The sequence below is a fragment of the Massilia cellulosiltytica genome (assembly GCF_047325105.1).
Classification (GTDB): domain Bacteria; phylum Pseudomonadota; class Gammaproteobacteria; order Burkholderiales; family Burkholderiaceae_D; genus Telluria; species Telluria orientalis.
Genome location: NZ_CP168562.1, coordinates 5,037,006 through 5,060,669 on the forward strand (window position 1 = coordinate 5,037,006; position 23,664 = coordinate 5,060,669).

Sequence of the window (23,664 nt, forward strand, 5' to 3'; positions counted from 1 at the left end):
GGATCACTCGTGATAAAAGTCCAGGATCTGGGGGACGGCGTGGAACACGTCCATCGGAAAGGCGTCGGGCAGCGGCACCGTCGCTGGCGCACGGCCGAGGGCGTGGGCCAGCCGCTCCACGAGCCGCGGCATGGTCTCGGCCAGTTGCAGCTGGCCGTCGTAATACTGGTACGCGGCCAGCTCCGGCGTGCCGCCGCGCGCCAGCGCGAGACACTGCTTGCCGAGGGCCAGCGCTTCCAGCACGGTGGTGCCGCACGGCTCTTCCCACACGGATGGGATCACGAGCACGTGGCTGCGCGCCGACATGCGGATCACCTCGTCGTACGGCAGCCAGCCGAGGAAGCGCACCTGCCCGTTCGCATGGCGGCGCTCCAGCGAGCCGCGCAGCGGTCCATCGCCGATGATGGTGACGCGCGCATGCTTCGGCAGCCAGCCCTGCACCTGCGCGAGGAATTCGCCGAAGCCCTTGCCGGCATCGATGCGGCCGACGAGCAGGACCTCCCCCGCCCTCACCTCGTCCGGCCGCGCGGCGCGCTCGCGCAGGTACGGGTAGCGGATGAAGTTGTGGATCACGCGGGCGCGCGACAGGTCCGCGTCCGGCACGGCGCGCAGGAATGCCTGGCGCAGGAAGTCGGACACGAAGATCGTCTTGTGGCGCGAGAACGCTTCCGCCGTCTCCGACCGGTAGCGGCGCACCGCCAGCCCCGACATCTCGCGCCGCACCGCATTCGGCGCCGGGTGGATGCACGCGGCGCAGTCGCGCGCGTCGAGCGTCGTGCACACGTGTTCCTGCCTGAATCGCAAATGGATCACGCATTCGCTGCCCTGGTCGTGGCGTGTCTGCACGAAGTTGACGCTGCGCGGCACGTAGCGCCCCGCCATCGGCAAGTGGCCGTGGTAGTGCACGACGTCGTACTTGCCCGCCTCGCGCAAGAGCGCGCGCGCGATGCTGCGCGCGAACCATGGCCGCTTGACGGGGTTGAAGAAGCCCAGCTGCGACTCCTTCCACCCCGGCCGGGAAAAATCGAAGCCGGGCAGCACGCGGCCTTTAAAACCGATCTCGGCCGCGCTGCCACCGTGGAACCGGTCGCTGCGTCCCATGATGTCGACCTCGTGCCCCAGCTCGAGCAGCGCGTTCGACAACGTCACGACATGCTTGCCCAGGCCGCCCACCTGCGTGCCCGGCAAGTCTTCCGACACCATCAAGACTTTCAAGCTGCTTTCCTCATCGATAACAACCCCTTCACCCGCGTCCATGCCGTGCTCATGTCGTCCCGTTCGATCACGAACAGGCTGCCGTACGCGAGCAGCAGGCCCGCCGTCAGCAGCACGAGCAGGAGCAAATCGACCGGGCCGCCGTCGAACAGGCGGTTGCCCGCGTTGGCGGCGACCGCGACGACGGCCACGCCCGCCACGCTCGGCAGATAGGCTTTACGGACGAGTTCGCCAAGCCGCGCGGGCACCGTGCGGCCGTGCACGGCGACGAGAAAGGCGCAGGTCAGCAGCACCGACGCGACCAGATGGCCCCACGCGGCCCCGTCGATGCCCCAGCCCGCGACGCCCACGTAGACGACCAGCAGGCCGAACACGGCGCGCGCCAGCGCGAACATGCCGGAAAAGCGCGGATGGCCCATGCCGTCGTTCACCAGGGACGGCAGGCTCGTCAGTGAATCGATGAATTGCGACAGCGCCATCACGGCCAGCACGACCTGCCCCGCGCGGGCGAACTGCGGGTTCATCCAGTAGAACAGGATCTGGTACGAAAACACGGCCACGAGCACGAGCACGGACGCGTTGATGAACACGACGTAGCGGCTTGCCTTCAGGTACAGCCGGTTCAAACGCTCGAGCTCGCCACGGGCCGCCAGCGCGCTCGCGGCCGGGAAGAACACGCCGGACAGGCGGTACGTGAGGCTGAGGATGCGATTCGCGAGCGTGGACGCCACGGTGAAGTAGGCGAGCCCCGTGACGCCGACCAGCGCGCCGATGATGAGCTTGTCCGCGTACGCGTAGGAGAGCGTCGCGAAGCGGCTCAGGAACGAGTACGCGGAAAAGCCCAGCAATTCCTTGCGGATCGCCGCGCCCGGCTTACGGTAGCGCAGGTCCGGCAGCAGGCGGCGGATCCCGCGCCACAGCACGGCGCAATTGATCGCGCTCGCGATGACGCGCAGCATGATCACTTCGAAGAGGCCATAGCCCAGCATCAGCACGGCCACCGTCAGCAGCGGCACGGCGGTGCCGAACAGCATCTCGATGCGGCTCGCGATGTCGTAGCGCATCAGCGATTGGGGCACGCTTTGCAGATAGCTCTGCAACTGGCCGAGGAAGAAGCCGAGCGCGGCCAGTTGGAGTGTCGCGACCGCTTCGTGTTCGAGCGCGGTCGGTACGGAGAACACGCGGGTGACGAAGAAGTGGGCGCCGAAGAACAGGCCCAGCCCGCCGACGAGGCCCACCAGCGAATACACGGACAGGCCGAAGAACACGGTCTCGCTGATGCGTTCCTGGTCCTTGCGGGCGTTGAATTCCGCGATGTATTTCACGGAACCGGCGGTGACGTTGATGTCGATGACGGCGAAATAGCCGACGATCGCCGTCACGAGCGAATACACGCCATAGTTCGCATCGCCCAGCCCTTGCACGACGAGCGGCACGGTGCCGAGCGCCACCAGCGCGGGGATCACGGCGCCCAGCAGGTTCGAGAAGGCGTTGCGGACGAGGCTGAGGTTCATACGTGCGCCGGCACCAGGTTGACGTGGCGGCGCTTGCGCGACTCGACGGGCTGCACGGCCGGCTGCGCGCTCGCCACGGCCATCGCCACGTACGGCAGCGCGAGGCAGATCGCCAGCATCTGCGTCGTGCGCACCTGCGGGAATGGCGTGCCGACGAGCAGGTCGGGCAGCATGAACGCGAGGCCCGCGGCGCCGGCCGTCGCCAGGCCCAGCAGGTCCGGCGGCAACGTGCGCAGCGCGTGGCGCGCGAGTCGGGTGAACGCCCAGATGGTGCCGCCCAGCAGGATCAGCCCGGGCAGCCCGGCCTTCAGGGCGATGTGCAGCACGCCGCTGTGCACGAACAGGCCGCCGTCCTGCCCCGCCTGCCACGAGATGTGCTGGTAGCCCGTGTAGCGGCCCCACGTGCCGATGCCCGTCAGGGGGTGCGAGATGAAATCGGCCAGCGCGAATTTCAGTTCCAGCACGCGCTCGCTTTCCGCGCCGAAGCGCTTCGATTCCATGTCGTAGAACAGGCTCGAGAAGCCACCGCTCGCGCCCTTCGTATGGCCCAGGCGCCTGAATGCCGCGTACAGCAGGCCCGCGCCGAGGACGGGCGCGCCCAGCGCCATCATGTGGATGCGGCGCTGCAGCGGGAAGCGCATCATGATGATCAGGAAGGCCAGCACGAAGCCGATCCACGCGCTGCGGCGGTACGACAGCACGATGCACGCGGCCGTCGCGAGCAGGGTCGCCCAGTCGATCGCGGTCCAGAACAGCGAGCGCCTGTGTTTCACCATTTGGAACAGGTTGACCGCGGCGATGGCGAACGCGACCGTGCACAGCAGGCTGTCGTTGATGTCGAAGAACGTCAGCTTGATCTTGATGGCGTTCATGTTCGCATACACGTTGTTCGGGTCGCCGCCGAGGAACGCCCAGCGCGCGAGGCCGAACAGGGCGCGCCCGAGGCCCGCCAGCATGATGAAGCGCGACAGTTCGATCGCGTGCTCGCGGGTGCGGAACGCCAGCAGCATCAGCGAGACGAGCGGCGCCATCCAGATGATGTTGGAAAAGCCGGACGGGGCCAGCGCTTCCGCCAGGGTCACGTTGGAGAACAGCGCCACCGCGACGTGGCCGCCCAGCAGGAGGACCCACGCGAGGAACCACGGCCGCAGATTGCACGGCGGCGCCGGATAGCGCTGGAAGCCGGCTGACACGCGCGCGCAGCACCACGCCCCCGCCATGCACCACAGCAGCAGCGGGAAGAACAGCACGCCCGAGCCGCGGCTGTAGATGCCTGGCGCCGCGGCGGCCGCCAGCGAACCGTAGCTCGTCGAATTCTTGAAGAAGAACACGGCGATGTACACATAGGCGAGGAAGCGCGGCCACACCATCCCGACGCCCATCCCGGCCACGGCCATGATGGCCAGCACCACGACGGCGATGAACGGCAGCGAGGTATAGAAGACCAGGAGGAAGTTCTGCATGTCCCGTCAGCCCTTGTTGGTGGCTGCGCCCAGCAGCTTGGTGCGGTCATGCGGCGACATGGCGTCCAGCATCTGGTTCACGAAGCGGTCCTGCACGCGGTAGGCGCTGTGTTCGTCGGCCTCGATGGTCGACACGCGCACGAGCATGCCGTCGGGGATCTTGCCCGTCAGGCCGTACAGGAAGCGCTGGTATTTCTGGCCCAGGCCGGACATCACGGCCTTGTCGCCGACCGTCACCCAGTACGTGATCGGCTCGTTGCGCGCGTTCTGGCGCGCAACGAGGCGTTTCACGGGGACGCTGCCATAGTGGGTCGGAAGCTCGGCCTTGTGGTCCTGCACCATGTCGAAGCCTTGCGCCACGTAGCAGACTTCCGGCAGGTGCAGCTGCAGCTGCTTGCTCTGGTCGCCGCCGTATGCGATCGACAGCATCACGCGCTGGCCCGCATCGTTGACGTAGGTGCGCGCCAGGGTCTGGTCATACAGGGTGGCGATGAGTTCCTTCTGCGTCTCGTCGGGCGTGAGCGGCACGACGCTGTTGTCGACCGTCCAGTTGCCGAAACGCTTGGGGATCATCGCCTCGAGGTCGAACCGTTCCTGGACGGCGGCCACCTTCTGCTTCGGCGTGAGCGCGCCCGTCAGCGCGGACGTGCCCGCCATCGCCACGCCCAGGAGCACGCTGGCCATGAAGCGGCGGTTCATGCTGCCTCCCTGCGCCGGATGAACCACTGCAGCGCGGAGTCGATCGACAGGATCAGCACGAGCGCCGTGACGAACAGGACCATGCCGGCGAACCCGTGCAGGAAGCCCTGCCCCGCCGCGTCGCCGAAGTAATACGTGATCAACGTGAGCACGACGACGCGGATGACGTTGGCGGAGAACGAGATCGGGACGATGAACAGCGCGAGGCCGATGTTGCGGAACGCGGACGGGTGGCGCATCAGGTTCAGGTAGAACAGGCCCAGCGCTTCCAGCGTCAACAGGGTCTGCAGGCCGGCGCACGCATCCGCCACGAGCAGCTGGTACTGGCCGATCTGCAGGATCACACCGGAGCGGCTGATCGGGTAGCCGAACGCGAACAGCAGGTGTTCCGTCGCCCACGACACGGCCATCTTCATCGGCATCGTCACCGCGGCGACGAATTCGCTGGGCAGCGGCACCATGAACAGCATGAAGAAGAACGGGAACCACAGCACCCGGAGGGCGCGGCCGCCCCGCTTGACGAGCAGCACGGCCGCCATCACGAGGATGATCGCGACGATCTGCAGCATCAGGATGTTCTGCGACCGGCCCAGCAGGTGGGCGGCCAGGCCGGTGGCGAGGATCGGCCAGCCGGCCCAGCTGGCGCGCGGGGGCGTCGTCGCCTCGATCACGTCCGGCCATTTGCGGTAGATGAGCCACAGCGCGAGGCCGAAGATGATGGGCCCGTGGCCCTGCTCCTCGCCGACCCAGGCGCCGGTGAACAGGTCGTAGAACGTGGGGACGAACAGGATGGCCAGGCCCAGGAAGACCGGCCACCATTCGGGCAGGACGCCGCGCAGTGCACGCAGGTCCGGTGCATGCTGCCGCACGGTGCTGGCGCGTGCTCCGGTGTCCATGTCAGAACTCCATCACCACGGAGCCGAGGACTTCGCAGCCGGCGTCGACGAGTTGCTCGGCGGCGCGGCCGATGTGCGAGATCCGCGTGTAGTTCTTGCGCGTGACGAGCAGCGCGCCGCCGGCGCGACTCGCCACTGCGACGGAATCCATGCCGAGCTGGAACGGCGGCACGTCGTACAGCACGACGTCGTAGCGGCTTTCCAGCTGCGTGTTGAGGTTGCGGAAGCCTTCGCGCGCCAGCAGTTCGCCCGGGTTCGGCGGGAGCGTCCCGGCCGGCATGATCGACAGGTCGATGAACGCCGGCACCCGCGCGATCACGTCGAGGTCGGCGCGGCCGGCCAGCAGGTCGGACAGGCCCTGGCGCGGCTTGAGCGCGAACGCGTCCTGCTGGCGCGGGGCGCGCAGGTTCGCGTCCACGAGCAGGGTCTGCTCGCCCAACTGGGAAAACACGATCGCCAGGTTCGAGGCGAACAGCGCGGCCCCGTCTTCCGGGTCCACGCCGACGATGGCCAGCGCGCGACGCCCGCGCGCGAACCAGCGCAGCATCAGCTGGCTGCGGATCGCGCGCAGCGATTCGACTTGCGGGCAGAACGGATCGTAGGCGGCGAGCAGCTTCGGCGACAGGCCGGCCTGGCCCTTCTGCAGATACGGGTACGAGAACTGGCGCGCCAGCACCTGCTGGATATCGTCCTCGCTGACCAGGCCCAGCCGCACGGCCGCTTCGCCGAAGCGGATGCCGGTCTCCTTTTGCATGCGCAGCACGCGTTCGGCGTCTTCCGGCTTGAGCTTGCCCGAGTCGAGCAGCAAGGCACCCATGCTGGTCTCGGGACCGGCGCCGGCGCCGGCGGGGAGCGTGTTGAATATCGGAGAGTTCATGGTGGGATCCAGGATCAGTTAAGACGGAGCAGGCGGCGCGGCGTCATCAGCGAGCGAATGCCCCCCGTCCGTCCACGCGGCGACTTCCATTCGATCGTGCCCAGCACGGGGATGCCCAGCATGTCCTTGACGTCGCTGGCCGAACGCACCGGACGGTTCAGCAGTTCCAGCAGCAGCGCCAGGCCGACACCGAGGATCGTGCCCAGCAGGAACCCGATCAGCGTGTTCAGCAGCACGCGCGGGCCCGACGGCTGCGTCGGCGCCACGGCCGGGTTCAGCAGGGAGATGTCGGATTGCTCGGACTGCGCCTCGATGCGCGTCTGCGAGAAGCGCTGCGATGCGGAATCGAACGCGCGCTGGGCGCTGTCGAGGTCTTTCAGCAGCACGCCCAGTTCGTCGCGGGCGCGATTCATTTCCAGCACTTTCGCTTTTTGCTGGGCCACCGCTTCACGCAGCTCCGCTTCGCGCTGGCGCAGCACCTGGGCGTTCGCACCCACGCTGCGCGAGACGGTGCCCAGCGCGGCATTCAGCTCACCCTGCACCTTGTCGAGCTCGGCCTTGGCGGCCTGGTATTGCGGATGGTTCTTGCCATAGCGCTGCGACGTATCGGCGAACTTGCCGCGCGCCTGGGCGACGTTGGCGCGCATCGTCTGGATCAGGGCGTTGTTGGCGACGTCCGGCGACGTCAGCGCGGAGCCGGCCGCGGCCTGGCGGGAGTTGCCTTCCATCGCGGCCGTCTGCGCCGCCACCAGTTGGGCGGACAGGTCGTTCAGGCGCGCCAGTTCGACGTCGACACGGTTGTTGTCGAGGCTGACGATGCCCTTCTCCTGCTGGTACTTGGACAGGCGGGCCTGCGCGGCCTCGACGTTGTCGCGCAGCTGCTTGGTCTGTTCGTTGAAGTACGAGGCCGTCTTCTTGGCCGGATCGGTCTTCAGCTGGACGGTGATCTTCTGGTACTCGTCGGCGAACGCATTCGCCACCGCGGCCGCGAACGCGGGGTCCGCGCCCTTGAAGCTGATCTCGACGACGGACGATTCGCGCGACGGCACGATCTCCAGTTTCTTCAGCAGCAGGTCGGCCAGCCAGTCGCGCACCGAACCCTTGCCCTCGGTCGCGTCCTTGAACTGTTCGACGACGGCCGGGCTATTCGCCAGGTGCAGCGCGTCGACGACCCGCAGCGCCACGTTCTTGCTGCTGATGATGTCGATCTGCGTGGCCATATAGCCCGGCAGCAGCTGCCCGGGCATCGTCAGCCCGGTCAATGGATCCACGCCTTTGTAGTTCAACAGAACGGATGCCGTTGCCTTGTACGTCTTGGCCTGGATCAGGCTGAACCCGAGGGCCAGCCCGACCGTGACCAGCAGGGTCGTCAGGATGATCTTCTTCCGTGCAAGCAAGATCAGCAGGAATTGATGGACGTTCATGATGAACCTTTAAAACGGAGTGGAACAGAAAGCCGGGCCCAGCAGCTACCTTAGAACCAGGACTCTTTGACCGTGATGACGTCGTCGACCTGGACCAGGTCATCGGCCTTCGCTTCGATGGTGTGCGGCGTGCCGCCCGCGTCGCGGCGCGTGATGCGCAGGCCGCGCTGCGTGCCGCGCTGGGTCAGGCCGCCGCCGGCCGACAGCGCCTGCTGGACGGTCATCGCGCGTTCCAGGCGGAACGGACCCGGACGCTGCACTTCGCCCGTGATGTAGGCACGCGGCGCGCGTTCGACGAAGATGATGTCGCCGCCTGCGACTTCGTAATCGCGGTTCAGTTCACCCTTGCGCACCATCTCGACGACGTCGATGGTTTCGCGCGTGGTGACGCCATTGCGGGTGCGCACGAGGCTGACCATGTCGCCGCCTTCCGGGCCGATGCCGCCGGCCAGCGCCAGCAGATCGAGCACCTTGCGCGGACCGTCGACCGGATAGCGGCCCGGACGGTTGACCTGGCCCAGCACGGACACCTGCTGGCTCGCCAGCGTGGTGATCAGGAGGTTGACCTGGGCCTTCTTGAGGTAGCCGCCCTTTTCGAGCAGGCCGCCGATTTTCTTTTCCGCCTGTTGCGTCGTCAGGCCACCGACCTGCACTTCGCCCAGCAGCGGGAACGTCATGGTGCCGCCTTCCGAGACGCGCGTCTCGATCGCGAGGTCGGGGCTGCCGTAGACCGATGCCTTGACCACGTCGCCCGGGCCCAGCAGGATTTCTGCCGCACCGGCCATGCCCGCGCCGAGCATGAGGACTGCCGCAACCATCCAGTGTACGAGTCGTTTCATCTTCTTCACTCCTTATGGGTCGTCAATGTTGGGATTACTTCAGTCCGGCGACGCCGCGGTCCAGCGCTGCCTTGTCGGCCCCGGATGCGTTGTCGGCTGGTGCGTTGTCCGCCGCGGGCATCGCGGCGGGTGCCGCCGCGGCGGGATCGGCATTCGCCACCGCGCTCGCCGGCGCGGCCTTGGGATCGGGCACCATCGATTTGTTCAGGTACTCGATCTTTGCGGTGGAACGCAGGCGCTGCAGCTCGGCCGCGGCCAGTTCCTTGTTCTTGCGGTTCACGAGGAATTGCTCGATCTGGTTCGATGCGACCTGCAGCGAGACCGGCGCATCCTTGACTTCGGCGACGGAAATGAACATCGCGCGCGGCCCTTCCTTGACGACGAACAGCTGCCCCTTGGGCATGCCCAGCAACTTCGAGGACAGCTGCGGCGGCACGTCGGCCGTCGAGCGCGTGACCTGGTTGCGGCCGTACTTGATCTTGTGCGTGTCCAGCCACACGGCGACCTCTTCCAGCGACTTGGCGTTGTCGGCCGCGCTGCGTACCTCGGGCGTCAGGTCGTTGGCGGAGATCACGAGTTCGTTCATGCTGAACTGCTTACGATTGGAAAAGAATTCGGGATGCTTGTTGTAGTAGTCCTCGACTTCCGCCGGCGTCGGCTTCGCCACGTTGCCGACGCGCTTTTGCAGATAGGCCTGAGCGATGATCAGGGATCTGGCGCGGTCGATCGCCTGCATGACCTTGGGATCGCGGTCGAGGTTTTCCTTGGCGGCCGCTTCCTGCAGCAATTGGCGGTCGATGAGAACCTGCAGCAATTGTTTGCTGGCGGCATCCTGCTGGGCGGCAGAGACGCCCGCGCGCTGCAGTTCCTCGTTGAGCTGGAGTACCGTAACCTCTTCCCCATTCACGCTCGCCAGCGCCTGGCCGGGTTTCTTTTCTTTCGCCTTGTCGCCGCACGCGCTCAAGGTTGCCGCAACCAGGATCAGCGCGGCGCACAGCACGCGCTTCGGAGTCGTAGGAGAGGATGTGTTCATGTTGGCAGCCACGTGGTTGTTGTTCACTGGGTTTCCTTGGGAATGGGGTGGAACTCTTGTTATAGCCCGCTCATTCTGGGAGCCGCACGACGCGGACTCTGTTCGTCAATTAACACTCTGCCGTACGGCTCCCGCCGCGATCGCTCAGGCGGCGGCCCGCTTTTCCTGGTCCGCCACCAGGTCGACGAAGGCCGCGTACGCGCGCCGCAATCCTTCCGGCAACGGCGTGCGCGCCTGCCAGCCGAGGGATTTCAGCCTGGACACGTCGAGCAGCTTGCGCGGCGTGCCGTCCGGCTTGGTGGGATCGAATGCGATGCGGCCGCGGTAGCCGACGGTCTCGCCGACGAGCCGCGCGAGGTCCGCGATCGTGACGTCCTCGCCCGTGCCCACGTTGATGTGCGAATGCATCGGGTCGGTGTACGACGCATAGGTGGCGTGGTCGAGGTTCATCACGTACACGCTCGCTTCCGCCATGTCGTCGACGTACAGGAATTCGCGCATCGGCTTGCCGCTGCCCCAGATCACGACTTCGGGCGCCCCGGCGAGCTTCGCTTCGTGGAAGCGCCGCATCAGCGCGGGAATCACGTGGCTGTTTTCCGGGTGATAGTTGTCGCCGGGACCATACAGATTCGTCGGCATCACGCTGCGGTAATCCGTGCCGTACTGGCGGTTATAGCTTTCGCACAGTTTGATGCCGGCAATCTTCGCCATCGCATACGGCTCGTTGGTCGGCTCCAGCATGCCGCTCATCAGATACTCTTCCTTGATCGGCTGCCGGGCCAGGCGCGGGTAGATGCACGAGGAGCCCAGGAACAGCAGCTTGTTCACCCCGTTGCGCCAGGCTTCATGCACGACGTTCGCCTGCACCATCATGTTGTCGTAGATGAAGTCGGCCGGATACGTGTTGTTCGCATGGATGCCGCCGACCTTGGCGGCGGCCAGGTAGACCTGGTCGATGCGCTCGTTGCGGAAGAACTCGCGGACCTGGGCCTGGTCGGTCAGTTCGAGCTCCGCGTGGCTGCGCGTGACGATGTTCGTGTGGCCTTGCGCGCGCAGCACGCGCACGATGGCCGAACCGACCAGCCCGTTATGGCCGGCCACATAGATGCGGGGTTGAGTATTCAACGTTCACTCCAGTGAAATTGCAACGTTGTAGCCATGCGAGGCGAGAAGCTTGTGGCGACGCGCCGTCTCGAGGTCGTGCGCCACCATCTCCTGCACCATCGCGTCGAAAGAGGTGCGCGGCTCCCATCCCAGCCGGCGGCGCGCCTTGCCCGGATCGCCGAGCAGCGTGTCGACTTCGGTCGGACGGAAGTATTGCGGGTCGATGGCGACGATCGGTTGGCCCGCCACGACGCCGGTCGCCTTGTCGCCATGGAGGGCGGCGATCACGCCGCGTTCGTGCACGCCTTCGCCCTGCCATGCGATCTCGATGCCCAGCTCGCGTGCGGCCACCTCGACGAAGTGCCGCACGGAATACTGGCGGCCCGTCGCGATGACGTAGTCCTCGGGTGTGTCCTGCTGCAGCATCAGCCATTGCATCTCGACATAGTCGCGCGCATGCCCCCAGTCGCGCAGCGCGTCGAGGTTGCCGAGGAACAGTTGCTGCTCCAGTCCTTGCGAGATGTTCGCGAGGCCGCGCGTGATCTTGCGCGTGACAAAGGTCTCGCCGCGGCGCGGTGACTCATGGTTGAACAGGATGCCGTTGCACGCGTACATGCCATACGCTTCGCGGTAATTCACCGTGATCCAGTAGGCGTACAGCTTGGCGACGGCATACGGGCTGCGCGGATAGAACGGCGTCGTCTCGCGCTGCGGGGTTTCCTGGACGAGGCCGTACAACTCCGATGTCGATGCCTGGTAGAACCGGGTCGTCTTTTCCAGGCCGAGGAAACGGATCGCTTCCAGCAGGCGCAGGGTGCCGAGACCGTCGACGTCGGCCGTATATTCCGGCGATTCGAACGACACCGCCACGTGGCTCATCGCACCGAGGTTGTAGACTTCGTCCGGCCGGACTTCGCACAGGATGCGGTTGAGGTTCGACGTGTCGGACAGGTCGCCGTAATGCAGGTGGAAGTGATTGTCCTCGACGTGCGGATCCTGGTAGATATGATCGATCCGCTCGGTATTGAAGAGCGAGGCGCGCCGCTTGATGCCATGCACTTCGTAACCCTTGGCCAGCAGCAGTTCCGCGAGATAGGAACCGTCCTGGCCGGTGACACCCGTGATCAACGCTTTCTTCATTGGCAGTTGTCCTGGCGAATGTTATGCAAAATCAATAAAAAATTGCAATCTCAGCAATTATTTTCACGCAGCCCATCGGGCGCCGCAAGCGCCGATCCGATTGAATCCGGCTCTTTAAGTCGAACCTAAGTGACCCCACATGCGCAGGTTTTAAAACGCGTTCTCGCGCGTAAGCACCACTTTCACGGTCTTGAGAACGATCCACAGGTCCAGCCACAGCGACCAGTTGCGCAGGTAATCGAGGTCGTACTGGATGCGCGCTTCCATCTTGTCCAGCGTGGCAGTTTCACCACGCAGCCCGTTGACCTGCGCCCAACCGGTGATGCCCGGTTTGACCTTATGGCGCAGCATGTATCCCTTGATCAGCTTGCGATATTGCTCGTTGTGCGCGACCGCGTGCGGACGCGGCCCGACGATGCTCATCCTGCCCTGCAGCACGTTGACGAACTGCGGCAGCTCGTCGAGCGACGTGCGGCGCAGAAAGCGGCCGATGGGCGTCACGCGGTCGTCTTCCTTGCGCGCCTGCACGATGGCATCGCCGTTTTCCATCACCTTCATCGAACGGAATTTGTAGACGATGATCTCTTCGCCATACAGGCCGTAGCGGCGCTGGCGGAAGATCACGGGGCCCGGCGAACTCATCCTGACGACCGCGGCGATCACGAGCATCAGCGGCGCCAGCAGCAGCAGGATCAGGCTCGACAGCACGATGTCGGAACCGCGCTTGATGGTGCTGTTCAGGCCCATGAACGGGGTCTCGCAGATCGCGATCACGGGCATGCCGCCCACGTTGTCGAAGCGCGCCTGCATCAGGTCGAAGATATAGACGTCCGGCAGGAAATAGACGGACGCGGTCGTATCCTGCAACTCGTCGATGAGCTTGCGGATGCGCGGCTGCGCGGAGATCGGCTGGCTGATGAAGATCATCTTGATGCCGTTGTCGCGCACGTACTGCACCAGCTCGCTCGTCTTGCCCAGCATCGGATGCGGCAGCTCGGCCGGGTGCCGTTCGCCGTCGCGGTCGTCGAAGAAGCCGCGCACCTGCATGAACAGGTTCGGATGGCGGTCGCAGATGCCGGCGAATTTCAGGCCCACGTCGTTGACGCCGACCACCACCACGGAGCGCACTTCCTTGCTCTTGCCGGGCCGGCTCGCAATGCGCACGGCGATGTGGCTGCCCAGCAGAATGAGCGGCGTGGCGACGGCCCAGGCCAGCAGCACGCGCTCGTCGTAATAGTATTTGAGGCCGCTGGACGAGCCGAGGAACATCAGCACGGCGATCGTCACGCACCAGCCGAACACCGTGTCGCGCGCATAGGCCCACATGCGCCCGCTGCGCCACGTGCGGTACGGATCGACGTGCTGGTACACGGCCGACGAAATGAAGAAGGCCAGCACCATCAATACCAGCAGGTAGCCCGAGAACGGCTCATGGAACAGCACCGCCGACAGGTACAGTGTGCCCATGATGATCAGGGGATCGAGTACGCGCTGGAAGAATGAGATCAGCGGTATGTCATTGACCGTCATGAGAATGATCGGAAGCTGCGCATTCAAAACTGCGCATTGGCCGACAGCGACACGCTGTTCGACTTGAAGCTGCCCGTACCGAGCACGGGCGATCCGCTGCGCGCCTGGTGCGCCAGCCCCGCCGACACCTGGATGGTCGGCCGCGGCGTCCACGTCGCGGACAGGCTCTGCGTGCGGATGGAATCGCGGATGTCGCCCGCGCTGGCGAACGACGCGCGCGCGTTGTAGTTGCGCCGTTCGTAGACAGCGTCGGCATTCACCTTGATCTTGGCCGTCGCATCCCATTGCGCGCCGACGCTGGCGCCCTTGTTCAGCGTATAGCTCACGACCGTGCTTTCCAGCGGCGCGAAGTCGCGCCAGACGGCGGCCCGGTACGTCATCTTGCCGCGCGGCTGGTACGTGGCCTTGATCTTGCCGGCCACGCCGCTCGTCTTGCCGGTGCCGAACGACGGCTGGTCGCGCCGCGTGTAGCCGACCAGTGCATCGAACGTCGTGGAACCCGTCGCGATCCACAGCACGCGCGCCTTCAGTTCGTCCTGCGTGAAGTTGTCGTTGAGAAGATTCGGACCGACGGGGCGCGGATAGGGATACTTGCCCTTGACCCGCCGCGCCACGAGGCCGACCGTGCTGCCGCTGCTGGGCAGGTAATCGAGTTCGACCTCGCCCGCATCTTCCGTGCGGTTGTTGTAGCGCTGGGCGAACAGCTCGTAGTCGTACTTGTCGCGCTGGAAGCCCGTGCGCACGCGCCAGGACGAGTGAAAGCGCCACGCGCCTTCCGCGAAATGGCTGCGGCTGCGGCGCAGGTTGCGCTCGTTGCTCTGGAAATCGGTGTACGGCGCCAGCACCTGTTGATAGGTGGTGCCGACCTTGCCTTCGAGGTGGTTGCCGAGTTGCCAGAACCAGGTTGCCTGCAAGTCCTTGCCATCGTAATTCAGCTGTTTGAAGTGGTCGAAGTCGTATTTCGACAGCTTGGCCACGATGGAAATCCGCTGGCGGCTATAAGTCTTATCGAAGATCAATCCGCCCTCCCGCATCCACCAGGAATCGGCCCGGGTGCCGTCGAACCCGGGCTGCCCCTCCGGCACGCGCAGCAGGTTGTCGTCGTGGCCGTAGCCGACGCCGGCATACAGGTGGAGCGCATCGCTGGGACCGGCGCCGGCCGGCAACGTGAACAGGGTGCAGAGCAACAGGGCAAGGGGACGCACGCGGAAATTCAGCATGATGGTTAGTCTTTTTCTTGAAGTTAATGGCGGACGGCTTACCAGTAAGACCAGCTGCCGGTCCGAACCACCCACACGCCCAGCAGGCCGTTGGTGACGGCGTGCGCCAGGATCGGCGACCACAGGTTGCGGTGACGCATGTACAGCAGGCTGTAGGCCGCGCCCGCGACGATCCCCGCAAGCCAGAGGTTATGTTCGACACCGAACAGCACGACAGTGATGACGAAGCTTTTGATGGAGAGTTGAGAGGGCTCAACCGACTCGAAGTCTGGCGCATCCACCCACCGCATTAGGAAAGAGCGCCAGAACAACTCTTCCATGACGGGCACGACGAGCGCGGCGCCGGCGATGCGGATCGCCACGAGCAGCCAGTCGATGCGGCCGTCGACGCGCGGATCGAAGCCGGACGGGGAACCGAACACCATCCAGCCGGCGTCCAGGTTGATCCACAGGACGAGCACGAGCACGCCCGTCGCGAGCGCGGTCAACGCGTGCAACGGTGCGAGATGAAAGCGGGAAAGTTCTTTGTACTGGCGCCAGAACAGCGCCAGCAACAGGGCCACGAGGGCGATCTTGGCGGGGTACAGCCAGCGCAGGGCGTCCGGCGCGACACCCAGGCGTTGCAGCACGTCGCCGATGACGATGAAGGCCAGGTAGGCGGCGAAGGGCAGGATGCGGAGCCAGGCCGCGCGGTTGAACATGGGAGCGTCGGTGCGGATGGCTGCCGTGGCGGGCACGGCGCAGCGGTCGTCATGCTCAGTCATGTCTCTCCGTCAGCGGGCGCCTGGCCCGCGCTCAGCGATGTGCTAACGCATGGGCTAGTCTCCCCGCGCGCGCGCTTCGAGGCCTTCCCAACGCTCCAGGGCGTCGAGCAGAAGCTCCTCGATTTCCGCGTAACGCGCATTGATCCGGCGCGCGTCAGCGGGATTGGTCTTGTAGAAGTCGGGCGCATTCAGCTGTGCCGTGATGGCCGACTGCTCGTCTTCAAGGCTGGCGATAAGCTGCGGCAACTCCTCCAGCTCTCGCTGTTCCTTGTAGCTCAACTTTACCTTCTTGCCCGACGCGTTCTGTGCGTTGGATGACATATCCTGCGCTTTCGCCGGCGCGGCCTTTTGTGCCGCCGCGGGCGCCGGCGCCGCCTTCACGCGCTCCCAGTCGCTGTAGCCGCCGACGAATTCGCGCCACGTCCCCTGCCCTTCGGAAACGATGACCTGCGTGACGACGTTGTCGAGGAACGTGCGGTCGTGGCTGACGAGGAACACCGTGCCCGAGTAATCCGTCAACAGTTCTTCCAGCAGTTCGAGCGTCTCGATGTCGAGGTCGTTGGTGGGTTCGTCGAGCACGAGGCAGTTGGCCGGCTTGGCGAACAGGCGCGCCAGCAGCAGGCGGTTGCGCTCGCCGCCGGACAGCGATTTCACGGGCGAACGCGCGCGCTCGGGCGCGAACAGGAAGTCGCCCAGGTAGCTCATCACGTGCTTGCGCTGGCCGTTGATCTCGACCCAGTCGCTGCCCGGCGCGATCGTGTCGGCCAGCGTCGCTTCCTCGTTCAGTTGCGCGCGCATCTGGTCGAAGTACGCGACGTTCAAGCGCGTGCCCAGCTTGACGTTGCCGCTGTCCACCGTCTCTTCGCCGAGAATGATCTTCAACAGCGTCGTCTTGCCCGCGCCGTTCGGGCCGATCAGGCCGACCTTGTCGCCACGCATGATCGTGCCGGTGAAGTCTTTCACGATCACCTTGGCGCCATACGACTTCGAGATGTTTTCCAGTTCCGCGACGATCTTGCCGGAGCGCTCGCCGGTCGCCACGTCGATGCGCACCTGGCCCTGCTGGTCGCGGCGCGAGGCACGCTGCAGGCGCAGGTCTTCCAGGCGGCGCACGCGGCCTTCGTTGCGGGTGCGGCGCGCTTCCACGCCCTTGCGGATCCACACTTCTTCCTGTGCAAGCACCTTGTCGAACTTGGCGTTCTCGACCTCTTCGATCGCGAGCAGTTCCTTCTTGCGTTCCTGATACTTGCTGAAATTGCCGGGGAACGAGAGCAAGCGGCCGCGGTCCAGTTCGACGATGCGCGTGGCGACGTTGTCGAGGAAGCGGCGGTCGTGGGTGATGAACAGCACGGAGCCGCGGAATTCGCGCAGCAGGCCTTCCAGCCACTGGATCGACGTGAAGTCCAGGTGGTTCGTCGGTTCGTCCAGCAGCAGCACGTCGGGACCGGACACGAGCGCGACAGCCAGCGCCACGCGCTTCTGCATACCGCCCGACAAGGTGCCCATGGTCGCATCGCCCGCGAGGCCCAGGCGGCCCAGCGTCGTCTCGACGCGGTTGCCGAGGTTCCACGCATCCGTCGCATCGAGCTTGGCCTGCAGATCGTGCATGCGCTCCATGATCGCGTCGTCATTGCCCTGGCCGAATTGCCCCGTCAGCGATTCGTACTCGGCCAGCATCGCCTGCTGGTCGCCCATGCCGGTGGCGACGGCATCGAACACGGTCATCTCCGGATCGAATACAGGCTCCTGCTCGACGTACGCGATCTTGACGCTCTGCTGCATGACGAGCAGGCCGTCGTCCAGCTTCGAGCGGCCGGAGATGATTTTCAGCAGCGAGGATTTGCCGGTGCCGTTGCGCCCGATGAGGCCGACGCGTTCGCCGGCTTCCAGCGAGAAATCGGCATGGTCGAGCAACGCGACGTGGCCGAAGGCCAGTTGCGCGGAAGAGAGGGAAATGACAGCCATGGTGTGAGCGGCCGCGACGCGGATCGTGCGCGGATATCAGTAAGAGTGTGAGAAAGCAGGCATTGTACCGAAGGGGGACGGCCTGATGCGGCTGGGGGAAGGTGAAACTGGTGTCGCCAGCAGGAATCGAACCTGCATCTAAGTCTTAGGAGGACCTTGTACTATCCATTGTACTATGGCGACACTCTGCGTACTGCAGCCAGCTATTCTACAGCAGCCACGCCCCGCCCACAACGTTCGCCCCCTCTCCAGACGCCTGCACGCTTGGCAGATTCCCAATCCGGCATTATTCAAGGCAATAAAAATAACTGGATAAAAACCGCTTTTATCCAAATCTATTTAGCCCGAAAGAATTGTAACGTTTGACCGTGCATGCTGGACGCATTTGCAAACTGCATGTTATATTTTTTCCCCGTCGTTTTAACAATCGACGTTCCTGAAAATGCATCGAAACGGTGCATTGCACCGTTTTGGTTCAATCCAAATCAAACGTTCATGAATCCGGTTCATCGGCCATAAGCCGATGTAAATCGTTATATCGCCATGCGCAAAACGAATCAGCGCATTCTGACTGACAACCATCGTTCTTCCGTGAGATTCCCATGCACACGAATACCCTCAAGTACGATTTGCCGGCCGGCATAGTAGTGTTTCTTGTCGCCTTGCCCCTGTGTCTCGGTATTGCCCTCGCCTCCGGCGCCCCTTTGTTTTCAGGGATTATTTCCGGCATTATCGGCGGCATCGTCGTGGGTGCCATCAGCGGTTCCCATACGAGCGTCAGCGGCCCCGCGGCCGGGCTGGCGGCCGTCGTCCTCGCCTCGATCACGAAACTCGGCGCTTTCGAAATCCTGCTCGCGGCAATATTGCTTGCCGGCGTAATGCAATTGGCCATGGGTGTCGCCCGTGCCGGCTTTATCGCCAACTACATTCCCTCGAACGTCATCAAGGGATTACTCGCGGCGATCGGCATTCTGCTGATACTCAAACAGCTTCCCCATGCGATCGGTTATGACGTCAATCCGGCCGATGAAACGTCGTTCATCCAGGCCAATGGCGAAAACACGTTTTCCGCGATTGCGCATGCATTCAGCGCGATCACGCCCGGCGCCATGATCATTGCGCTCCTGTCGATGCTGATCCTGGTGTATTGGGACAGGACGCCATTAAAGAACATTAAATTGCTGCCGGCGCCATTGTTCGTCGTGGCATTGGGTGTTGCACTGAATGTGACATTCGATCGTTTCTTTCCCGCACTGAGTATCGACCCGGAACATCTCGTCGATATTCCGCCCCTCGATATCGGTAACCTGGGTGCCTACCTGAATTTCCCGGATCTCGCCCATTTCACGAACCACGACGTCTGGATCGTCGGCTTCACGATCGCCATCGTCGCGTCGCTGGAAACGCTGCTGAACGTGGAAGCGGTCGACAAGCTCGATCCGCACAAGCGCGAAACGCCCACGAACCGCGAACTCGTCGCGCAAGGCGTCGGCAACATCTGCGCCGGCCTGCTGGGCGGCCTGCCCGTCACGTCCGTCATCGTGCGCAGTTCCGTCAACATCCAGAACGACAACCGGACCAAGGCCTCGACCATCCTCCACGGCGTGCTGCTGCTGGCCAGCGTGCTCGTGCTGGCGCCCATGCTGAACCTGATTCCGCTGGCCGCGCTGGCCGCGATCCTCATCGTGACGGGCTACAAGCTGGCCAAGGTTTCGCTGTTCCGCGACATGTACAAGAAGGGCTGGTCGCAATTCGTGCCATTCGCCGTCACCGTGGCCGCCATCGTGCTGACGGACCTGCTGACCGGCGTGCTGATCGGCCTGGCCGCCAGCCTGTTCTACCTGATGCGCAGCCACTTCAAGAACCCGTTCTCGATGGAGCAGTACCGCCTGCACATCGGCGAGGTCGTCAAGATGGAATTGCCGAACCAGGTGTCGTTCCTGAACAAGGCCACGATCAAGAGCGCGCTGTGGGAAATCCCGGAGAACGCGAACGTGCTGATCGACGCGGCCAACTCGGACTACATCGACCACGACGTGCTGGAAGTCATCAACGACTACCGCGTCGTGGCGGCGGAACGCAACGTCAAGCTGAACGTCGTGGGCCTGCGCGACGAGTACAGCCTGCACGATCCGATCCAGTTCGTCCCCGCCCTCGACAAGGACACGCAGACCAGGCTGGCGCCGGAAGACGTGCTGCAGCTGCTACGTGACGGCAACGAGCGCTTCCGTGCGGGCCGCACGACGAAGAAATACTATCTGCACCAGGTCGAGGCGACGGCGGGCGGGCAGCACCCGATGGCCGTCGTCGTCAACTGCATCGACTCGCGCACGTCGCCGGAGATCATCTTCGACGCCGGCCTGGGCGACCTGCTGACGATCCGCATCGCGGGCAACGTGATCAGCCGCGAGATCATCGGCAGCCTGGAGATCGCCCATAAACTGGGCGCGAAGCTGATCGTCGTGAAGGGCCACTCGAGCTGCGGCGCGATCGGCCTCGCGCTGCAGAACGAAGGCGCGCACAGCATGGGGGCGATCACGGGCAAGATCCGCAAGGCGGTCGACCAGTGCAAGTGCGGCGCCCACCATCCGCCCGAGGGCAAGGCAATGCTCGAGGCGGTCACGCGGCGCAATATCGAGAACTCGCTGGACGAGATCATCGCCGGCAGCGCCTTCCTGCGCGAGCGCATCGCGCGCGGCGAGATGGGGCTCGTGGGCGCGTACCACGACATCGCGACGCGCACCGTGCAGTTCGGGGAACCGGTCACGCTGGACGACGGCCGGAACGACCTGGCCGCCTGATCCCGCCCGCTTGAAAAACCGGGGCCGCTCAGGCGGCTTCGGCCCCCGTCTCCGCGCCCACGGCCAGCGCCAGCATGCACCCGACCTTGTCCACCAGCGCATTCATGGCAAAAGGCTTGGTCAGGATCTCCATCTGCGCGGGCAGCTTTTCGTTCTTCATGACCGTGCTTTCCGCATAGCCCGTCACCATCAGCACGGGCAGTTGCGGCCATTGCACGCGCACGTGGTCGGCCAGCTGGCGGCCGTTCATGCCGTTGGGCAGGCCGACGTCGGTGACGAGCATGTCCGGCCGCGTGTCCTTCAACAGGCGCAGCGCCTGCGGCGCATCGCAGGCGACGAGCACCGTGTAGCCCTGCAATTCGAGCACCTCGGTCATCACGGCGCGGATGTCCGCCTCGTCGTCGACGACCATCACGACACCCTTGCGCGTGCCTGCTTCCAGCGGCGGTTCGACGTCGGGGCTCGCGGCCGGCTGCGTCTCCACGAGATGGCGCGGCAGCAGCAGGCGCACTTCGGTCCCCTGCCCCGGCCGCGACTCGATGCGCACGTTGCCGCCCGACTGGTGCGCGAAGCCGTACACCATCGACAGGCCCAGGCCGGTCCCCTGCCCCATCGGCTTCGTCGTGAAGAACGGGTCGAACGCGCGCGCGACGACGTCGGGCGCCATGCCGGCGCCGTTGTCGCGCACGCTCACCTGCACATATTCTCCGGGCCGCAGGTCGCCGTGGCGGCGCGCCTGGGCTTGTGTCAACGTGACGTTCTCCGTCTCGATGACGAGCAGGCCGCCTTCCGGCATCGCGTCGCGCGCATTGTTCGCGAGGTTCAACAGCGCGCTTTCCAGCTGGTTCGGATCGCACAGGGTCGTCCACAGCGCGGCCGCGAGACGCGTGCGCACGGCGATCGACGGGCCGGCCGCGCGCTCGATCAGGTCCGTCATCGACATCACGAGCGCGTTGACGCTGGTCGGCTTCGGATCGAGGGCCTGGCGGCGCGAGAACGCGAGCAGGCGGTGCGTCAGGGCGGCCGCGCGCTGGGTCACGCCGAGGGCCGCGTCGATGCGCGCCAGCAGGTCGCCGCTCTGGCCCATGCGCAGGCGCAGCTTCATCAGTTCCAGGTGGCCCGTGACGCCCGCCAGCATGTTGTTGAAATCGTGCGCGAGGCCGCCCGTGAGCTGGCCCACGGCTTCCATCTTCTGCGACTGGCGCAGCGCTTCCTCGGCCTGGCGCAGCGCGTCGGCCTGGTGTTTTTCCGCCGTGATGTCGCGCGCGACGCCGTACAGCAGCTCGCCTTCCGGGGAGATCGTCCACGACACCCAGCGGTACGAGCCGTCCTTGTGCAGCACGCGCGTCTCGTAGCCGACGAGCGGCGTGCCGTCGGCCAGGACCTGCATCTTGCGCAGCACGTCCTCGCGGTCGTCCGGGTACACCATGTCCATGAACGGGCGCGTGGTCGCTTCCTCGGCGCTCCAGCCGAAGCACGTGGTGAACGCGGGGTTCACGGTAAGGAAGCGCCCCGTCGCCAGCGACGCCGCGGCCATCACGTCGGGCGAGATGCGCCACAGGCGTTCGCGGTCGCTCGCGTGCGACGCCACCTGGTGCGTCAGCGCCTCGTTCAGGCGCCGCAGCGTTTCTTCCTTCTGGCGCAGGGACGCCAGCGCGCGCACCTTGCCCGTCGTCTCGACGACCGTGCACAGGATGCCGCCGACGGTGCCGTCGTCGTCGCGCACGGGGCTGTACGAGAACGTGAACCAGCGCTGTTCCGGATAGCCGTGGCGCGCCATCGGCACGGGCATGTCTTCGTGGTGGCTGGCTTCGCCCGCATGGGCTTTCGTCGCGATCGGCCCGACGGTGTCCCACACCTCCGGCCAGGCCGTGCGGAACGGCCGGCCCAGCGCGGCCTTGTCGCCGAGCAACAGCATGCAGGCGTCGTTAGGAAAGCTGATCAGGTCGGCGCCCCAGCACAGCAAGGTGGGGAACCGGGAATTCAGCGCCAGGCCCAGTGCCGTGCGCAGTGCGGCGGGCCAGTCCTCGATGGGGCCGAGTGGCGTGATGCGCCAGTCATGGGCGGCGATATGCGCGGCCATCTGGCCGCCGCCGGTAAGGAAGGTCAGGCTGGGGGAAACCGTGGTCTTCATAGTCCTCGCTCATGCAATCCCTGGTCAAAGCTCCGTCCCAGCAGTCTGCGCTGCCGTGCAAAGTCGACTATTTTAATGACAAGCTCGTGACGGACGGCGCGCGCTTGGCGTGGTCCGAACGGGGCAAAAAAGACGCCCGACAAGTTGCCGTTCTGCCTGGAAGGTGCTGCATGCCGGCCACGGCAAAAGATCAGTATGCCGGATTCCGTGGCCGTGTGGAGGGGTGATTTACAACATTTCCGACAACAATTTTTGTCGTTTTCCAGCAGGAATTTAACGTTGCGGACAGGCGCGCAACCTTACATCGCCAGGTGCCGCGTGGCGTCGGTCTGGCGCAGCACGGCGCGGTGCGCGGCTTCCAGTTCGCGCGTCAGGGCGGCGCCGTCGGGGGCGGAGCGCAAGGCGTCGAAGCCGTGCGCGGCGCCGTGCAGGCCCAGCGTGCGGCACCCTTCGCACAGGCGCGCGAGGTGGGCGCGGGCGGCGTCGAGCTGGCTCGTGGCCAGCAGCCCGGCCAGGTCGGTACCCGCGCTGACGAGCTGGCGCTGCAGGCCGCCGAGATACAGCAGCAGGCGCGTGGCGTCGATGCCGAGGCGGCGCAGGGTGGCGTCGGGCTGCTCGTCCGGCGCGCGCATCAGGGGTTGCAGGTGCTGCGCGACGCGCGCGGCGTCGAACGGCTTGACGATGTAGCCGGCGGCGCCCAGCGACAGCGCCTGTTCCATCGTCGCGCCGTCGGCCGCGGCCGAAACGAGGACGAACGGCAGTCCGGCGAAGCGGGCGTCCGCCTTCACGCGCGCCAGCAATTCCATGCCGGACAGGCGCGGCATGCGCAGGTCGCAGAACAGCAGCGCGGGGTCCGCGCCGGCGTCCAGCTGCGCCCAGGCGTCTGCGCCATCCTCCGCTTCCAATACGTCGAACACGCCGCTCGCGGTGTTGTCGATCATGTGCATCAGCATCATGCGCGACACCACGTCATCGTCGACTATCAATACCTTCATCCCTGCCCCATTGTGTCGCAATTGTTAAATGGCAATTATACAGACTGTGAG

18 protein-coding genes and 1 tRNA gene are annotated in these 23,664 nt (G+C 65.2%); 1 reads left to right on the top strand and 18 read right to left on the bottom strand.

Annotated elements, in window-relative coordinates; genetic code table 11:
* Positions 1-3: 3 nt before the first annotated feature.
* From ACEN9H_RS21960 to ACEN9H_RS22035, 16 genes are all read right to left on the bottom strand, one after another.
* Positions 4-1,215: a glycosyltransferase family 4 protein gene (locus ACEN9H_RS21960; protein ID WP_413672073.1), complete on the bottom strand. Its 1,212-nt coding sequence runs from the start codon at positions 1,213-1,215 to the stop codon at positions 4-6.
* Positions 1,212-2,729, bottom strand: a complete 1,518-nt coding sequence (locus ACEN9H_RS21965; RefSeq protein ID WP_413672074.1) for an oligosaccharide flippase family protein — start codon at positions 2,727-2,729, stop codon at positions 1,212-1,214. The genes ACEN9H_RS21960 and ACEN9H_RS21965 overlap by 4 nt, the downstream gene beginning before the upstream one ends.
* Positions 2,726-4,192 carry an O-antigen ligase family protein gene (locus tag ACEN9H_RS21970; protein WP_413672075.1) on the bottom strand — a complete coding sequence of 489 codons (1,467 nt, stop codon included), beginning with the start codon at positions 4,190-4,192 and terminating at the stop codon, positions 2,726-2,728. The genes ACEN9H_RS21965 and ACEN9H_RS21970 overlap by 4 nt, the downstream gene beginning before the upstream one ends.
* A gap of 6 nt (positions 4,193-4,198) precedes the next feature.
* Positions 4,199-4,891, bottom strand: a complete 693-nt coding sequence (gene epsI, locus ACEN9H_RS21975; RefSeq protein WP_413672076.1) for an exosortase-associated protein EpsI, B-type — start codon at positions 4,889-4,891, stop codon at positions 4,199-4,201.
* Positions 4,888-5,787, bottom strand: coding sequence for an exosortase B (gene xrtB / locus ACEN9H_RS21980; protein ID WP_413672077.1), 900 nt, complete (start codon positions 5,785-5,787; stop codon positions 4,888-4,890). Before xrtB ends, epsI begins: the two co-directional genes overlap by 4 nt.
* Before the next feature lies 1 nt (position 5,788).
* Positions 5,789-6,664, bottom strand: coding sequence for a chain length determinant protein tyrosine kinase EpsG (gene epsG, locus ACEN9H_RS21985; protein WP_413672078.1), 876 nt, complete (start codon positions 6,662-6,664; stop codon positions 5,789-5,791).
* 14 nt (positions 6,665-6,678) lie between these two features.
* Positions 6,679-8,088: a chain length determinant protein EpsF gene (epsF, locus tag ACEN9H_RS21990; protein ID WP_413672079.1), complete on the bottom strand. Its 1,410-nt coding sequence runs from the start codon at positions 8,086-8,088 to the stop codon at positions 6,679-6,681.
* A gap of 50 nt (positions 8,089-8,138) precedes the next feature.
* Positions 8,139-8,927: a polysaccharide export protein EpsE gene (gene epsE, locus ACEN9H_RS21995; RefSeq protein WP_056127043.1), complete on the bottom strand. Its 789-nt coding sequence runs from the start codon at positions 8,925-8,927 to the stop codon at positions 8,139-8,141.
* Between the two features lie 34 nt (positions 8,928-8,961).
* Positions 8,962-9,987 carry an EpsD family peptidyl-prolyl cis-trans isomerase gene (locus ACEN9H_RS22000; protein ID WP_413672080.1) on the bottom strand — a complete coding sequence of 342 codons (1,026 nt, stop codon included), beginning with the start codon at positions 9,985-9,987 and terminating at the stop codon, positions 8,962-8,964.
* A 117-nt stretch (positions 9,988-10,104) separates the two neighbouring features.
* Positions 10,105-11,085 (bottom strand): GDP-L-fucose synthase, encoded by a 981-nt coding sequence (gene fcl, locus ACEN9H_RS22005; RefSeq protein ID WP_371764742.1) that lies wholly within the window; start codon positions 11,083-11,085, stop codon positions 10,105-10,107.
* Positions 11,086-11,088: 3 nt separating this feature from the next.
* Entirely contained in the window at positions 11,089-12,204 is a 1,116-nt protein-coding gene (gene gmd, locus ACEN9H_RS22010) for a GDP-mannose 4,6-dehydratase (RefSeq protein ID WP_413672081.1), read from the bottom strand.
* Positions 12,205-12,354: 150 nt separating this feature from the next.
* On the bottom strand, positions 12,355-13,734 hold the full coding sequence (locus ACEN9H_RS22015; RefSeq protein WP_413672082.1) for an undecaprenyl-phosphate glucose phosphotransferase: 1,380 nt from the start codon (positions 13,732-13,734) through the stop codon (positions 12,355-12,357).
* A 23-nt stretch (positions 13,735-13,757) separates the two neighbouring features.
* The gene (gene epsL / locus ACEN9H_RS22020; RefSeq protein ID WP_413672083.1) at positions 13,758-14,954 is read right to left on the bottom strand and encodes an XrtB/PEP-CTERM-associated polysaccharide biosynthesis outer membrane protein EpsL; all 1,197 of its coding nucleotides are present in this window, start codon (positions 14,952-14,954) and stop codon (positions 13,758-13,760) included.
* Positions 14,955-14,992: 38 nt separating this feature from the next.
* Positions 14,993-15,718: a CAAX prenyl protease-related protein gene (locus ACEN9H_RS22025; protein WP_413672084.1), complete on the bottom strand. Its 726-nt coding sequence runs from the start codon at positions 15,716-15,718 to the stop codon at positions 14,993-14,995.
* A 54-nt stretch (positions 15,719-15,772) separates the two neighbouring features.
* Complete coding sequence (locus ACEN9H_RS22030) at positions 15,773-17,683, bottom strand: ATP-binding cassette domain-containing protein (protein ID WP_056127034.1); 1,911 nt, start codon at positions 17,681-17,683, stop codon at positions 15,773-15,775.
* A gap of 108 nt (positions 17,684-17,791) precedes the next feature.
* Positions 17,792-17,866: transfer RNA gene (locus ACEN9H_RS22035), tRNA-Arg, on the bottom strand.
* Positions 17,867-18,285: 419 nt separating this feature from the next.
* Between ACEN9H_RS22035 and ACEN9H_RS22040 the strand changes: the two genes are divergently transcribed.
* Positions 18,286-20,484: a bifunctional SulP family inorganic anion transporter/carbonic anhydrase gene (locus tag ACEN9H_RS22040; protein ID WP_413672085.1), complete on the top strand. Its 2,199-nt coding sequence runs from the start codon at positions 18,286-18,288 to the stop codon at positions 20,482-20,484.
* 28 nt (positions 20,485-20,512) lie between these two features.
* Here ACEN9H_RS22040 and ACEN9H_RS22045 read toward each other — a convergent pair whose 3' ends face one another.
* Together ACEN9H_RS22045 and ACEN9H_RS22050 are read right to left on the bottom strand one after the other, a co-directional pair.
* Positions 20,513-22,618 (bottom strand): ATP-binding protein, encoded by a 2,106-nt coding sequence (locus tag ACEN9H_RS22045; RefSeq protein WP_413672086.1) that lies wholly within the window; start codon positions 22,616-22,618, stop codon positions 20,513-20,515.
* 299 nt (positions 22,619-22,917) lie between these two features.
* A complete protein-coding gene (locus tag ACEN9H_RS22050) occupies positions 22,918-23,613 on the bottom strand; it encodes a response regulator (protein WP_413672087.1) in 696 nt (231 codons plus the stop codon).
* Between the last annotated feature and the right edge of the window lie 51 nt (positions 23,614-23,664).

Coding starts and splice junctions, on each gene's coding strand:
- ACEN9H_RS21965 (WP_413672074.1), bottom strand. CDS start 2,729: ATGAACCTCAGCCTCGTCCGCAACGCCTTCTCGAACCTGCTGGGCGCC.
- epsF (WP_413672079.1), bottom strand. CDS start 8,088: ATGAACGTCCATCAATTCCTGCTGATCTTGCTTGCACGGAAGAAGATC.
- xrtB (WP_413672077.1), bottom strand. CDS start 5,787: ATGGACACCGGAGCACGCGCCAGCACCGTGCGGCAGCATGCACCGGAC.
- ACEN9H_RS22025 (WP_413672084.1), bottom strand. CDS start 15,718: ATGACTGAGCATGACGACCGCTGCGCCGTGCCCGCCACGGCAGCCATC.
- ACEN9H_RS22045 (WP_413672086.1), bottom strand. CDS start 22,618: ATGAAGACCACGGTTTCCCCCAGCCTGACCTTCCTTACCGGCGGCGGC.
- epsI (WP_413672076.1), bottom strand. CDS start 4,891: ATGAACCGCCGCTTCATGGCCAGCGTGCTCCTGGGCGTGGCGATGGCG.
- ACEN9H_RS22050 (WP_413672087.1), bottom strand. CDS start 23,613: ATGAAGGTATTGATAGTCGACGATGACGTGGTGTCGCGCATGATGCTG.
- epsG (WP_413672078.1), bottom strand. CDS start 6,664: ATGAACTCTCCGATATTCAACACGCTCCCCGCCGGCGCCGGCGCCGGT.
- epsE (WP_056127043.1), bottom strand. CDS start 8,927: ATGAAACGACTCGTACACTGGATGGTTGCGGCAGTCCTCATGCTCGGC.
- gmd (WP_413672081.1), bottom strand. CDS start 12,204: ATGAAGAAAGCGTTGATCACGGGTGTCACCGGCCAGGACGGTTCCTAT.
- ACEN9H_RS21970 (WP_413672075.1), bottom strand. CDS start 4,192: ATGCAGAACTTCCTCCTGGTCTTCTATACCTCGCTGCCGTTCATCGCC.
- ACEN9H_RS22040 (WP_413672085.1), top strand. CDS start 18,286: ATGCACACGAATACCCTCAAGTACGATTTGCCGGCCGGCATAGTAGTG.
- ACEN9H_RS22015 (WP_413672082.1), bottom strand. CDS start 13,734: ATGACGGTCAATGACATACCGCTGATCTCATTCTTCCAGCGCGTACTC.
- epsL (WP_413672083.1), bottom strand. CDS start 14,954: ATGCTGAATTTCCGCGTGCGTCCCCTTGCCCTGTTGCTCTGCACCCTG.
- ACEN9H_RS22030 (WP_056127034.1), bottom strand. CDS start 17,683: ATGGCTGTCATTTCCCTCTCTTCCGCGCAACTGGCCTTCGGCCACGTC.